11 protein-coding genes are annotated in these 14,117 nt (G+C 45.8%); 9 read left to right on the top strand and 2 right to left on the bottom strand.

The features are described 5' to 3' along the window. The first annotated feature begins 183 nt into the window (after window positions 1–183). The 9 genes from AC1DFM_RS20430 (at window position 184) to AC1DFM_RS20390 (ending at window position 12,704) form a co-directional block, all read left to right on the top strand. Window positions 184–756: a peptidase associated/transthyretin-like domain-containing protein gene (locus AC1DFM_RS20430; RefSeq protein WP_477078605.1), complete on the top strand. Its 573-nt coding sequence runs from the start codon at window positions 184–186 to the stop codon at window positions 754–756. 185 nt (window positions 757–941) lie between these two features. Beyond that, on the top strand, window positions 942–1,271 hold the full coding sequence (locus AC1DFM_RS20425; RefSeq protein ID WP_477078604.1) for a DMT family protein: 330 nt from the start codon (window positions 942–944) through the stop codon (window positions 1,269–1,271). A 123-nt stretch (window positions 1,272–1,394) separates the two neighbouring features. Next, window positions 1,395–1,961, top strand: a complete 567-nt coding sequence (locus AC1DFM_RS20420) for an RNA polymerase sigma-70 factor (protein ID WP_477078603.1) — start codon at window positions 1,395–1,397, stop codon at window positions 1,959–1,961. Window positions 1,962–2,067: 106 nt separating this feature from the next. Beyond that, window positions 2,068–3,096: a FecR family protein gene (locus tag AC1DFM_RS20415; protein WP_477078602.1), complete on the top strand. Its 1,029-nt coding sequence runs from the start codon at window positions 2,068–2,070 to the stop codon at window positions 3,094–3,096. Window positions 3,097–3,315: 219 nt separating this feature from the next. After that, window positions 3,316–6,558: a SusC/RagA family TonB-linked outer membrane protein gene (locus tag AC1DFM_RS20410; RefSeq protein WP_477078601.1), complete on the top strand. Its 3,243-nt coding sequence runs from the start codon at window positions 3,316–3,318 to the stop codon at window positions 6,556–6,558. A 7-nt stretch (window positions 6,559–6,565) separates the two neighbouring features. Continuing rightward, window positions 6,566–8,011 carry a RagB/SusD family nutrient uptake outer membrane protein gene (locus tag AC1DFM_RS20405; protein WP_477078600.1) on the top strand — a complete coding sequence of 482 codons (1,446 nt, stop codon included), beginning with the start codon at window positions 6,566–6,568 and terminating at the stop codon, window positions 8,009–8,011. A gap of 194 nt (window positions 8,012–8,205) precedes the next feature. After that, window positions 8,206–10,692 (top strand): PIG-L family deacetylase, encoded by a 2,487-nt coding sequence (locus tag AC1DFM_RS20400; protein WP_477078599.1) that lies wholly within the window; start codon window positions 8,206–8,208, stop codon window positions 10,690–10,692. Between the two features lie 14 nt (window positions 10,693–10,706). Then, window positions 10,707–10,877, top strand: coding sequence for a hypothetical protein (locus AC1DFM_RS20395; protein WP_477078598.1), 171 nt, complete (start codon window positions 10,707–10,709; stop codon window positions 10,875–10,877). Between the two features lie 132 nt (window positions 10,878–11,009). Continuing rightward, window positions 11,010–12,704 (top strand): sodium:solute symporter family protein, encoded by a 1,695-nt coding sequence (locus AC1DFM_RS20390; RefSeq protein WP_477078597.1) that lies wholly within the window; start codon window positions 11,010–11,012, stop codon window positions 12,702–12,704. An 81-nt stretch (window positions 12,705–12,785) separates the two neighbouring features. Here AC1DFM_RS20390 and AC1DFM_RS20385 read toward each other — a convergent pair whose 3' ends face one another. Then, window positions 12,786–13,382: an HAD family hydrolase gene (locus AC1DFM_RS20385; RefSeq protein ID WP_477078596.1), complete on the bottom strand. Its 597-nt coding sequence runs from the start codon at window positions 13,380–13,382 to the stop codon at window positions 12,786–12,788. Continuing rightward, window positions 13,379–14,110, bottom strand: coding sequence for an SDR family oxidoreductase (locus AC1DFM_RS20380; protein WP_477078595.1), 732 nt, complete (start codon window positions 14,108–14,110; stop codon window positions 13,379–13,381). Before AC1DFM_RS20380 ends, AC1DFM_RS20385 begins: the two co-directional genes overlap by 4 nt. Window positions 14,111–14,117 lie beyond the last annotated feature (7 nt).

Here is a 14,117-nt window from a genome sequence, read left to right as displayed (position 1 = left end):
CCATAGATGGCTCCTTATTCTTTTTTCACTTTAACATTTCTTTGACTAATGGTAAGTGAATATCTGGATGTATTGTTATTATACGGCAGCCAACGATGAGGGCATATATCAAAAACCATGCACTTCTGTCAGGGCCGGAGAAGAGTCATCATTAAATTTTAACCATACAAAAAATTGAATGCCATGAAAAAATCAATTGTAGGAATGCTCGCATTAGCAACAATGGTCGTAGGAATGTCCGCTTTTAAAAGTGCTGACGTAGTTGCAGTAAAGTCTGTTGACAGCACCGCCACAATGGTGGATTCAATAGCAGGTGTAGATTCCCTGGTTCGCCTGGATTCTATGAGAATGTACGGATTGAATGCTGCGCAAAGTATCGACTCTCTGCAAAGCCTCGATTCTTTAAAGGGTACCGACTCTTTAATGAGATTTGATTCTTTAATGAGATTTGATTCTCTGCAACGTGTAGATTCTTTACAGGGTACTGATTCCCTGAAAAGTGTAGCCGTTGAAGGTGGTTCTATCACTGGTAAAATTACGCCGGGTGATGGTGCTACAGAAGTAGAAGCCGTTAATGGTACGGATAAATTAAAAGGCGCGGTATCTCAGGGTGCATTCACCATCCCTGCTGCCAAAGCCGGTAGTTATACCGTTACAATTCTTGGTAAAAGCCCTTATAAAAATGCCATCATTAAAGAAGTGAAGGTAGAAGACGGAAAGGCAACCGATCTGGGCGAAATCAAACTGGAGCAATAGTCTGAATTAAAATGAAATAGCAACCAACAACACAACATCATTCAATATGGAAACCCATTTTGTTTGATCCAGGGGGACCCACTACGGTCCCTCTTTTTTTGCCCCTTTTATTATATGGTATTTTATTTGTATGGATAAATAACCCAGATAACTGTAAATTGGCGGCAGAAAATTTAGATATATTCATGCGTACCATCATTTTGCTTACCATTTCCAACACCTTTATGACTTTCGCCTGGTATGGGCACCTGAAACATCAGGATGTAGCGCTCTGGAAGGTCATCCTGATCAGCTGGGGCATTGCCTTTTTTGAGTACTGTTTTATGGTACCAGCCAATCGCTATGGTATGCAGGAAGGCTTCAGCGGGTTTCAGCTGAAAACCATCCAGGAAGTAATTACCCTGACTGTTTTCAGCATCTTCGCGGTTACCTTCCTGAAAGAACCCCTGCGCTGGAATTATCTCGTGTCCTTTTTCTTCCTCATCGGCGCCGTATATTTTATGTTCAAAAAGTAACGCAATAACAGCCATATTGCATTATAAATAAACACACTATATAAAAAAATATCTCAAACAATATTAATTTAATATGAATCCGTATTATCTTTAGGGATCAACTTTCAACCAAAAAAGAAACCATTGAGGGAAGAAGCTAATATACAGCTACTGGTGGAACGGGTGGCCTCTTTAGGCGATGAGCAGGCTTACAAAGCACTGTTCAGGTTATTTTACAAGCCATTGAGTCAGTTTGCCTATTCTATCATTAAATCCTGGGAATCAGCAGAAGAAATTGCGTCAGATGTATTCATGAATGTCTGGAACCACCGGGAGCGCCTGCTCCAGGTAGAAAATCTCCGCGTATACCTTTATGTATCCACGAAAAATATTGCGCTCAACTACCTGAATAAAGCAGCCCGGACCCAACATTTCAGCTTAGACGAGCTGGCAGTGGACTTCAGCGTCAGTAATGCCACCCCGGAACAAATCTTCATTTCCGGCGAAATGGTCAAAAGAATAGAAGCCGCCGTCAATGCCCTTCCTCCGAAAAGAAAAATGATCTTCAAACTGATCCGTGAAGATGGTCTCAAATACAAAGAAGTAGCCCAGATCCTTGATATCTCTGTGAATACCATTGATGTACACATGGCCCAGGCCCTCAAAAAAATCAGCGAGGTAATTAACCTCTCCTTCGTCAAAACAAAATAATTTAAATTTTTTTTTAGCTGGAGTAGTAGATTTTCAAAATCTGCTTGTCCTTCTATATAATCATGCTTTTGTATCACACATGGAACAGGAAAGAATATGGCTTTTGATGGGAAGAAAGGTATCGGGCGAAGCCACGATGGGGGAACTGCGTGAGCTGGAAGAGCTGTTGCAGAAAGATCCGGATCTGAGATACAAACTTTCCGTTTTAAGCAACTGGCCACAGCCAGCGCATAGCGAAGAATGGAATCAGCGAACAGATGCAGCACTGGAAAAACATCTCCAGAAAATGGCGGTAATACTGCCGTCTGCAGAGTTGCCAATGAAGAAAACGGGTCGCAGTATCCGCAAAATTGTAGCTGCACTCAGCGTACTGGTATTATTACTGGGTAGCTATTGCGTATACCTGCTGGCAAATAAATCGCCGCTGAAGAACAGCGCCAGGGCGATGGCAGCCATCTTTACCCGCGACGGCGTTCGCTCTAAAGCACAATTACCCGATGGTACCGAAGTATGGCTCAATGGAGGCAGCCGTTTAACCTATAATCCTGATATGAACAACCTGGACAACCGGGAAGTTACTTTGGAAGGAGAAGCCTTCTTTGATGTGGCAAAGAATGTTGCCAAACCATTTTATATCCGCACCGCCAAAATGGGCATTAAAGTATTAGGTACTTCATTTAACGTGAAAGCCTATACGCAGGATCAAACAACAGAAGCAACACTGATCTCCGGCGCCGTGGAAGTAACCTTGAACGACGGACTGGAACGCAGTGTGAAACTGTTGCCTAATCAGAAAATTGTGTTACAGCACGGTGAGGGCGCCCAATTAACCCAACCTAACCTGGTAGCGGGTTATAAGGTGGAAAGTCTCCATAGCAACCAGCCGGATAATATGGTGGCAGAAACAGCCTGGAGAGATAATTACCTGGTATTTGATAATGAGAAATTCGAAGATATTGCCCTTAAAATGGAACGCTGGTATGGGATTCAGATACATCTGAGCGACAAGCTGAAAGGCTTCCACTTTACAGGCACATTTAAAGATGAATCGTTTCCGGAAGTACTGGAAGCGCTGAAGGTTACAACATCATTCCATTGCCGGATAGCAGGTAATGACGTATTTATTACCCAATAGGCGGTTGAAAAAAAACGAAAATCGATACCTCTCATATAAAAAAAGGGCAAATGCTGCAAACATTTACCCCTTTTGTTGAGATCAAACGGCAGTTAGCTTCACTTGGCAATGTAGTCCTGTCGTAGTTTTATGACCTTTTACAACCTAAATGTATGGAAAAAATTCATACATTAAGCAATCCTTTTGCGTCTGAAAACATAGGGAAAAGTTGTACTGATAATGAAACTGGTGTCCTTTATTATTCTTATTACCTGTTTGCAAATAACGGGAGATGTCTTCGGTCAAACGGATCGTCGCATCTCCATCAAAGCAGATTCATTGCCACTGACCAAGCTGTTAAAGCTGATCGAGAAGAAAAGCGGTTGTCGTTTTGTATACCGCAACGATCTGCTCCCAGCCAATAACAGAGTGTCGATCGATGTAAATAATGCTTTGACTGAAGATATTTTGAAAAAAATATTGAAGAATACCGGTCTCACTTTCAAACAGCTTTCAGCTAACCTGGTGGCCATTACACCAGAAGAAAAAGTGATCGCAGGTATTCGGATATCCGGAACGGTAACAGATGTTTTCGGACATCCATTACCCGGTGTGAGTTTGCGTATTGCAGGCCTGAATAAAGGTACTACCACAGATGAAACTGGTTTGTTTCATTTGGAAGCACCCGCTACAGCGACGTTGATTTGTTCCTTCATCGGTTATGAAGAACAGAAAGTGCCGGTAAATAATCATACCCACTTCAACATCACGCTGAAAGATGATTCCAAAGGATTGAATGAAGTGGTGGTAGTGGCTTACAGCGTGCAAACAAGAAGTTCTTTGACAGGATCAGCTACTATGGTAAATGCTTCATTGTATGATAAAGCACCCCGTAGCAGCTTCCAGGAAAGCTTACAAGGCAATGTAACAGGATTACAATCTACCAACGGCTCCGGTCAACCCGGCTCCGTACCGAGTATTCATATTCGTGGTATAGGATCTATTACTGCAGGTAGCTCGCCACTTTACGTGGTAGACGGCGTACCCGTAGTAACAGACAATCTCACCGACTATAATGTAAATTCCCTGGCAGGAATTAACAGTGCCGATATCGCCTCCATCTCTATTTTGAAGGATGCCGCTTCCGCTTCGATCTATGGCTCCCGCGCTGCCAACGGGGTAATATTAATTACCACTAAAACAGGCAGTCAGGGCAAAACAAAGATCAGTGCCTCCGTACAAAGAGGTAGCAATCAACTCACCATTCCCAAAGCTAACTATCCGCTTAATACCAAAGAGATGTTAGTACTGTTGCGGGAAGGGTGGGCCAACAAAGCAGATGGCTCCGGAGAAGCAGGGTTCCAACGGGAAATAAAAGCCCGTGGAGTAGATACTACCGTGAATACGGACTGGATCAATGAACTTACCCGCCATGGAAGCTACACACAGGCAAATTTATCTGCCGCAGGCGGTAGCAATAAAACTAAATTTTACGTCTCCGGGGGATACTACGATTCCAAATCAGCCCTTAAAGGAGTGGACTATAAACGCATGACCGGCAAGTTAAACCTGAGTAATCAGGCTACCAACCGTTTATCGTTTGATGTGAACTTATCCCTGTCGTACCAACGCGCCAACGCGGTGGCAGACGTGGGGCTCATGGGTAATCCCGTACGTTCACTGGCCCGAATTCAGCCCTGGCTGAAGGTTTACAACAAAGACGGCAACTACGATTTCAGTTATAACAATACCTTTAATCCGGTAGCGATATTGAATGGAAACTCCCGGACAGGTAGCACATATGGCCTGCTGGGAGGAGCCGCCGCCAAATACTCATTTACTGATTTTTTATCTTTCGAAACAAAAATCAGCCTCGATCTTAACTACGCCCACAGCAATCTCTTTTTTGCACCGGGCTTTGCAGACGGACGAAATACCAATGGCTGGGTATCGGTCAATAATACACTGTGGAACAACTGGGTATCTACCAATATCCTGCGATTCAACAGGCGCTGGGGCAACCACGGCATCAATACCTTCATTGGTTACGAAGCACAGAAAACTACCAATAACGGCAACGCGTCAGAAGCATCTAACCTGCTCCCCGGACTCGAAGCCCTGGCAGATGCTTCCAAACCAGAGAAAATTACTTCCGTGTCCAACGCCAATTCATTGACCGGCGTGTTTCTGAATAACAGCTACGACTACCAACAAAAATATTATCTCACAGCCTCCATACGGAGAGACGCCTCTTCACGGTTCGGCAGCGAACGAAGAAGCGCCGCTTTCTGGTCGCTGGGAGCCGCCTGGAATATTTACAGGGAATCATTCCTGCAACCCATCACCGGCATTAACGAATTAAAGATAAGAGCAAGCTACGGCAGCAACGGAAACCAGGCTATTGACAACTATGCAGCCTTATCGCTGTATAGCCCGGGAAATGACTATGATGGGAAACCGGGGTACGTGCTCACGCAATACCCCAATTCCTTTCTCACCTGGGAACAAAACAGGCCATTCAATGTAGGCCTCGATTTCGCGGTATTTAAAAATCGCCTGTCTGGTACTATCGAATACTATAACAGAACCACTTCCCGGTTGCTGTTGAATGTACCGGTATCTTCTGCAAATGGTATTACTACTGTTTTTAGAAATAACGGAGAGATGAAAAACAGCGGCATAGAAATAGCCCTTTCTTCCCGCAATATCATCGCGAAAAAAGAATATGATTTCTCATGGCGTACAGATGTGAATTTCTCAACGCTGAAAAATATTATCACCCGGCTGGATAATCAGATCACTGACCTCAACTTCAGAAGAGAAGTGGGCAGAGACTTTTACCAGTTCTATATGGTTGGCTTCGCAGGTGCAGACCCACAAACCGGAGAAGCACTTTGGTATAAGGATGCTTCTAAATCCAGTACTACCAAGTCTTACGGCGAAGCGCAACGCTTTTACCAGGGAAGTGCCTTACCGAAATTTTATGGGGGCATTACCAACTACTTCAGTTATAAGCGCTTTGAACTGAGCTTCCAGTTCTTCTACAACTGGGGCAATAAAGTATACGATAACTGGGGACCCTTTACAGAATCAGACGGCAGCGGAGGATTTGGTGGTGGCTCTAAAATGTCACGCCTTACTTACGAAAACCGCTGGCAACATCCGGGAGATATCACCAGCGTTCCTAAAGTGGTGTTTGGTGGAACCCAATCGGGGTTAAGCAACCAGGTATCTTCCCGCTTTCTTTATGACGACAGCTTCATCCGGCTGAGAGATATTATGTTGTCCTACAGCCTGTCACCCACCTGGTTGAACAAAGCGAATATCAATGAAGTGAAAGTATACCTGCGGGGCAATAACTTATGGACTTACATAAAAGATAAACGCCTTACGATGGACCCGGAAGTACCTGTAACAGGGGACTACGACCAACGACCACCGGTATTCAAAACATTTTTGGTAGGACTGGATGTAAATTTTTAAAGTATTCATGCGGAAGACGTATACATATGGTATCATGATATTGCTGACAGGCCTCTTTGCCGCTTGCAGCAAGGACTTTCTGGACTTAAAACCAGATCAGTCTGCGGAAACAGGCAAGGCCATCAGGGATTTACCAGGTTTAAGGTCTGCAACAAGCGGCGTGTATTCCCTGATGCAGGGAGCTAACTACTACGGCCGTACGATGCCCTTGTTACCAGATCTGCGGTCCGATAATAGTTTCATCAGTGTGATCAACAGCAACCGTTATCGTAATCAGGACCAGTACATCGTTACCGCCAATGATGTATATACCACCGATTCGTGGAATACGCTGTATAGTGTGGTAGCCAATGCGAATATGGTGATTGCGAGAGGACCCAATGTTTCGCTGCTGCCTTCATCCACAGATAGTGTGGAAGCAAAACAACTGGTGGCAGAAGCTTATGCGATTCGCGGACTTGCATTTTTTGATCTGTCTCGGATGTACGCACAGCCTTACAATTTTACGCCGGATGCTTCCCATATGGGTGTACCTATTGTAACGGTAACGAATATAGATTCCGTGCAGTCGCCCTCCCGCAGTAGTATGAAAGATACTTATGCGCAGATCATCAACGACCTGAGAACGGCTATCCGCAAATTTGAAGAAAGTGGTACCACGGCTTTTGCCTCCGGTAGAATCAATGTCTATTCCGCAAAGGCGCTATTGGCAAGGGTGCTACTCTATAAAGAAGATTGGGCAGGGGCGGCTACTTTAGCCACAGACGTCATCAACAGCGGGAAATATTCACTGCTGGATAGAGATAAGCTGGTGAGCAACTTTAAAATGACCGGTAACGGCGAAACGATTTTTGAAATTATTAATACGCCGGTAGATAATGCAGGTACAGATGGACTGGGGTATTTATTCAGTCAGGATGGCTATGGTGATGTGCTGGCGACAAACAATATATATAATATTTATGCAGGCGGTGATGTACGGCGAAACTTTTTGAAGAAGAGTAAAAGAGCAGGGAACGGCGGAGAGAATCCGGCGAATGTGATCACCAAATACAGTGATGTGTCAGCCTTCTCTGAAGGTATTAAAGTAATACGACTGGCAGAATTGTACCTGATCCGTGCAGAAGCACAGACACACCTTGGGAAAGCTCCGGAAGCGCAGGCTGATCTGAATGTCGTGGCACAACGTGCCGATCGCGATGCCTTACCGGTAACCGTTACCGGGCAGGAACTCCTGGATGCAGTGCAGTTGGAAAGGCGCAAGGAACTTGCTTTTGAAGGACATCGCTTATTTGACTTAATACGAACCAAACAGTCATTTGTCAAATATCTGGCAAGTGATAAAATTATACCCGTGGTCTGGCCCAGTACCAAAGTGATACTGCCCATTCCACAAAGAGAACTGGATGCTAACCCCAATATTCGCAACCAGCAGAACGAAGGATACAAATAAATCTAAACCGCCTTTGTTAATAATTGGTTTTTGCTTTACAGCTGGTTGGTTTTTTGCTTATGAAGAAATAAAGTCCTGGTTGGTCCAACCGGGACTTTTATTTTACCAACTATTTCCACCACTCAACCAATTTCTCCTTTCCTGCCACCAATTAATTGCTACTTTTGGCAATCCATAAATTCACGCATCATCAAATGATTATAAGACGTTACACTGCCCTGATTATCATTTTATTATCAGCATGGGCATTTCCTGCCATGGCACAACCTTCGCCGGTATGGAACGCTGCTGATATTAAACTGCAATTGAAAAAACTGGATACGCTTGGAAGCGTATTGTATATTGCCGCCCATCCTGACGACGAGAATACCCGTCTGTTGGGTTACCTGGCGAAAGAGAAGCTATACCGCACCGGATACCTTTCCTTAACCCGTGGGGATGGCGGACAAAACCTGATCGGGAACGAGCAGGCCGAGTTACTGGGACTCATCCGTACCCAGGAATTACTGGCAGCCCGCCGCATTGATGGCGCAGAACAGTTTTTTACACATGCACAGGATTTTGGTTTCTCAAAGAATCCACAGGAAACCTTTACCATCTGGGATAGAGAAAAGATTTTGGCAGATGTGGTATACATGATCCGTAAATTTCAACCGGACGTGATCATCTGTCGTTTTCCAGCGGATAGTCGTGCCGGCCACGGACATCATACCGCCTCAGCGATGCTGGCGGAAGAAGCCTACACGGCTGCTGCAGATCCCAGCCGCTTTCCGGAACAGCTGTCGCTGGTGAAACCCTGGCAAGCCAAACGCATTCTCTGGAATACCTTCAACTTCGGCAGCATCAATACCACTTCCGACGACCAGTTTAAAATGGACGTGGGAAGCTTTAACCCGCTGTTGGGTAAAGGCTTCGGGGAAATAGCCGCCGAAAGTCGCTCTCAGCACAAAAGCCAGGGCTTTGGTGTACCAGCCTCCCGTGGCAGTGTGGCCGAATACTTTCTCACAATAAAAGGAAGTACGCCTAAACACAGCTTATTAGATGATGTAAACACCAGCTGGTCAAGGATTCCGGGCGGTAGCAAAGTAGGCGCCCTCGTAGACGCTGCACTGGCTGCGTACAATATGGAAGATCCTTCTGCCTCTGTTGCCGCTTTGCTGGAAATACGCCGCGCCATCCAGGCGCTGCCCGACGGCTACTGGCGCAATCTCAAATTAAAAGAAACGGAACAGCTGATCTACGCCTGCGCAGGTATCTGGGCCGAAGCATATAGCACTACGCCTACAGTAGTACCGGGTTATAACATGGAAGCCACCGTGCAGCTGATCAACCGCAACCGGGGGAATGTAAAAGTATCTCTGGAACAGATAGATCTCCCTGGCAAACCTAATATAACAGGCAAGCAGGAGCTGGCCTACAATAAATTTACCAGCATCTCCCAAAGTCTGGCTATACCAGCAGGTACGCCGGAATCGCAGCCGTATTGGCTGGCAGCCGCCCATCCGGTAGGCATGTATGTATTCAGTGATCCGCTACTGGTAGGCAACCCGGAAAATATTCCGGCGCTGCAGGCTACCATTCGCCTCCGCATCGGCGACCAGGACTTCACGATCAACCGTCCTTTACAATACAAATACACTGATCCGGTAAAAGGAGAAATCTATCAACCATTGGTGATTGCACCACCGGTAGTAGCAGACCTCAGTAACCAGGTATACATCTTTACAGATACCAAATCACAATCCGTTCCGGTGAAAGTAAAAGCCATGGCGGATAATGTGAAAGGTACCGTACACCTGCGGTTACCCGCCGGTTTCACCTCCGCCAACAACAACGCTACCTACGCCCTTGCACAAAAAGGCGACGAGGTAGAGTTACGTTTTAATATCAACCCGGTAAAAGGAATTGCTGATAATCACGTAGATACGTTTACGGTAGTGATGGAGAATAACGGTAAGGAATATACGCAAAGCATGCAGCAGATCCGTTACGATCATATTCCACTGATTACCTTATTCCCCGCAGCTCAGGCGCGACTGGTATCTGTAAACCTGAAGCATAATGGCAACCGCCTGGGTTATATCCCCGGTGCGGGCGACATGGTAGCGGCCTCCTTACGTCAGGTAGGATATGATGTAACCGAACTCAGTGAAAAAGATATCATGAGCGGTAACCTGCAGCAGTACGATGCCATCATTGCCGGTGTACGCGCCTATAACGTGAATGCACGTATGAAATACTGGCAGCCTAAACTCATGGAATATGTGAAGAACGGCGGCAAGCTGGTGATTCAGTATAACGTAAATGACCCCCTCGTTATCAACGACCTGGGACCTTATCCCTTTAGCCTTTCCCGCAACAGGGTGACCGATGAAAATGCACCTGTGCATTTCATCAACCCGAAAAGCCCGGTATTCCATTATCCCAATGAAATTACCGACACAGATTTCAACGGCTGGGTGCAGGAAAGAGGACTATATTACACTGTCAACGCCGACAAAGCATACGATAAGCTCTTCATCATGAACGACAAAGGAGAATCCCCACTGGATGGTTCCACCTTGTTGGCACATTATGGTAAAGGATGCTACGTTTATACCGGTATATCTTTTTTCAGGCAATTGCCCGCCGGTGTCCCTGGTGCATACCGGTTATTTGTAAACCTGATTTCTGTTAAATAGAGGACTGAACGAACATGAGTAAGAAACACGAACAAAACCGGCCCAGATTGAGAATTGCGGCTATATTTTGTATCATCCTGGGCTTGTTGATAGGCTTTTCTATCAAACGGGTGCAGGTGGGATTGGTAATAGGCATTGCACTGGGGCTGTTAACAGGAAGTATGTGGAGTAAATCAAGCGAATAATACAATGGCGTCAGAAAATCTACACGAAGAGAAGCCACCTTTATTTCCAACATGGACGTATTGGTATGTATTGGTAATAGCCTGGCTGCTATTGCTGATCGTATTGTTCTATTTATTCACCAAAACGTTTTCATGAGTCCTTTAGACTGGATCGTGCTGATTAGCACACTCACAATAATCATTCTATACGGTATCTGGAAAAGCCGCGGCCAACGAAACATGGACAGCTATTTTCTGGATAACCAGTCTATGCCCTGGTATATCGTGCTGTTATCAATCATCGGTACACAGGCCAGCGCCATTACTTTTGTGTCGGCGCCAGGACAGGCTTACACTGATGGAATGCGTTTTGTGCAATATTACTTCGGCCTGCCTTTAGCCATGGTAGTGCTTTGTATTACATTTGTACCGATCTTTCACCGCTTAAAAGTATATACTGCTTACGAATACCTGGAACAACGGTTTGACCTGAAAACGCGTACCCTCGCGTCTTCGCTCTTTCTGATACAACGGGGCTTGTCTACTGGCATTAGTATCTGTGCACCTTCTATTATTCTGTCGTCCCTGTTGGGTTGGAACCTTTACTGGACCAATATGATCATGGGCGGACTGCTCATCATCTACACCGTAGTGGGCGGTACCCGCGCGGTTGCCTATACGCAAACGTTGCAGCTGGTGATCATTTTCGGGGGCATGTTCCTCGCAGGTTGGATGGTAGTACATTTACTGCCTAAGGAGATAGGTTTCAAAGAAGCATTACAGGTATCTGGTAAAATGGATAAGCTGAATGTGATTGTCACTAAATTCGACTGGAAAGATAAATACAATATATGGAGCGGAATTATCGGAGGGTTCTTCCTGGCCTTGTCTTACTTCGGTACAGACCAGTCGCAGGTGGGGCGTTATCTTACTGCTAAGTCTGTGAAAGAAAGCCGCTTGGGCCTGTTGATGAATGGATTGGTGAAGGTACCCATGCAATTCCTGATTCTGTTGATAGGTGCGCTGGTATTCGTGTTTTACCTGTATTTCAAAGCGCCTATCTTCTTTAATGAAGCGCAATTGGCACGGGTACACAAAACGGAACAAGGTCCCGCGCTCAAGAAGCTGGAAGATAAATACAGTGAGCTGGGACAGCTGAAACAGCAGCAGGTGAAGCAGCTGGCAGCAGCATTGGAAACAGATAACAGCAGCCAGATTGCCAGTGCTAAAAAAGCGTTACAGCAAACAGATGATAAGTCGCAGGAGGTAAGAACAGCGGCGCTGACCCTGATTAAATCAGCAGATCCTACCGCAGATACCAATGATACTAATTACATCTTCCTGCATTTTGTGGTGAACAGTTTACCCAAAGGCCTGGTGGGCCTGCTCATTGCCATTATTTTCCTGGCGGCCTGGGGTAGTATTGCGGCGGCATTGAATTCTCTGGCTTCCACTACAGTGGTAGATGTATATAAGCGACTATATAATGAACACGCCAACGAAGAACACTACCTGAAGATGTCTAAGCTATGGACATTGATCTGGGGCGTGTTTTGTATTGTGGTGGCGCAGTTTGCCGGTAGTCTGGGGAGCCTGATCGAAGTGGTAAATGTGCTGGGGTCCTGGTTCTACGGGGTTATCCTGGGCATTTTTATGGTAGCTTTCTACCTGAAAAAGGTAGGGGGAACGGCTACTTTCTGGGCGGCTATCATCTCGGAAATAGTGGTGCTGGTCATTTACTGGACAGGTACGGTGTCGTTTCTATGGCTGAATGCCATTGGTTGTTTGCTGGTAGTTTTGCTGGGTCTGATTTTCCAGTATACTTTTAAGAGAGCTTTTAGCCATTAGCTTTTAGCTTTTAGCAAAATGCAGCGAAGAACATGATATGTTAATCTTCGCTGCATTTTGCTAAAAGCTAAAAGCTAATGGCTAAAAGCTGTTACGAAATGGCTTAAAGTACGCATGTTGTGCCAATGCCAGCATGGGGCGATCGCCTTCACTGTCGCCGTAAGCATAGATCTCGGAGAAGTTCTCCAGGCGGTACGCGTGGCGGATGCGATGTACTTTTTCTTCGCCGTTACAATTGATACCCTGTATCTTACCCGTAATCAGTTTGTCTTTTACTTCCAGACGGGTACCTAAGCATACAATATTTTCTTTCCTGCACCAGGGGGCTACCCAGTCTTGCGCAGAGGCAGTTACCACTACCACATGATGTCCCTGTGCCTGGTGTTTTCGTATAGCCATCAACGCGAGAGGGCGGATAAGCAGGGGTAAACGCTCCTTGCAAAATTTGTCGCAGCCGGCAGCAAACTCGGAGGCTGATATCTCCCTGAAAAAATATTCCAGCACCTGCTCCTTCATTTCCTGTGCCGGAATCAGCTTTAGTTTAAATCGTATCAAAGCGGGCAACAACTGCACCATACCTGCATACATGGCGGCGCGGCCCCGATGGAAACGGATGATTTCCCAGAGTGTATCCCTGTTGGTAATAGTGCCGTCAAAGTCGAAAAAGGCAATGGTCACAGTGAAAGTTTTTTGAAAATACCTTCAGGTATTAATTTGATAATGAGCATGATATATTTCCAATGCCATTTTACATACAGCACATTTTTTTTCTTCTTCATGGCTTTAAAGATAGCCTGGGCAACTGCTTCCGGCTGTGCAGTGAGCAGGGGAGGAAGTGTTAAGTGTTGCGTCATCCGGGTATCAACAAAGCCCGGTTGTACACTCATCACGTGTACGCCACTACGAAAAAGACGATTTCTCAATCCGCTGAGGTAAGCGGTAAAACCAGCTTTGGCGCTACCATATATATAATTGCTTTGCCGTCCTCTTTCTCCCGCTACAGAGCTGATACCGATAATAGTACCCTGTTGCTTTGCGGCATAGCTGTTGGCAACGACATTTAATATAGATACCGCGCCGGTGTAGTTGGTGTTGATAATGGCAGCTGCTTCCGCCCAGTTGTCCTGCGCCTTTGTTTGTTCTCCAAGGTAGCCAAATACACAAATGGTGATATCCGGTTGCACGGGCAAACCAGCATAGAAGTCAGTATGGGAATTGAAATCGGTGGCATCAAACGCATGAACACTTGCAGTAACGCCATAACGTACCTGCAGATCCTGTTGCTGCGCTTGCAGCGCAGTTGTATGACGGCCTGCTAATTGAATATGATATTGTTGGGCAGCAAATTTTCTGGCAATGGCTACAGCCATATCCGAACCTGCGCCCAGTAATAAAACTGTCGGCATGAGAGGT

The sequence above is a fragment of the Chitinophaga sp. 05T412 genome (assembly GCF_056396465.1).
The sequence above is the reverse complement of the archived record's forward strand: the minus strand, read 5'-3'. Positions and strand labels throughout refer to the sequence as shown.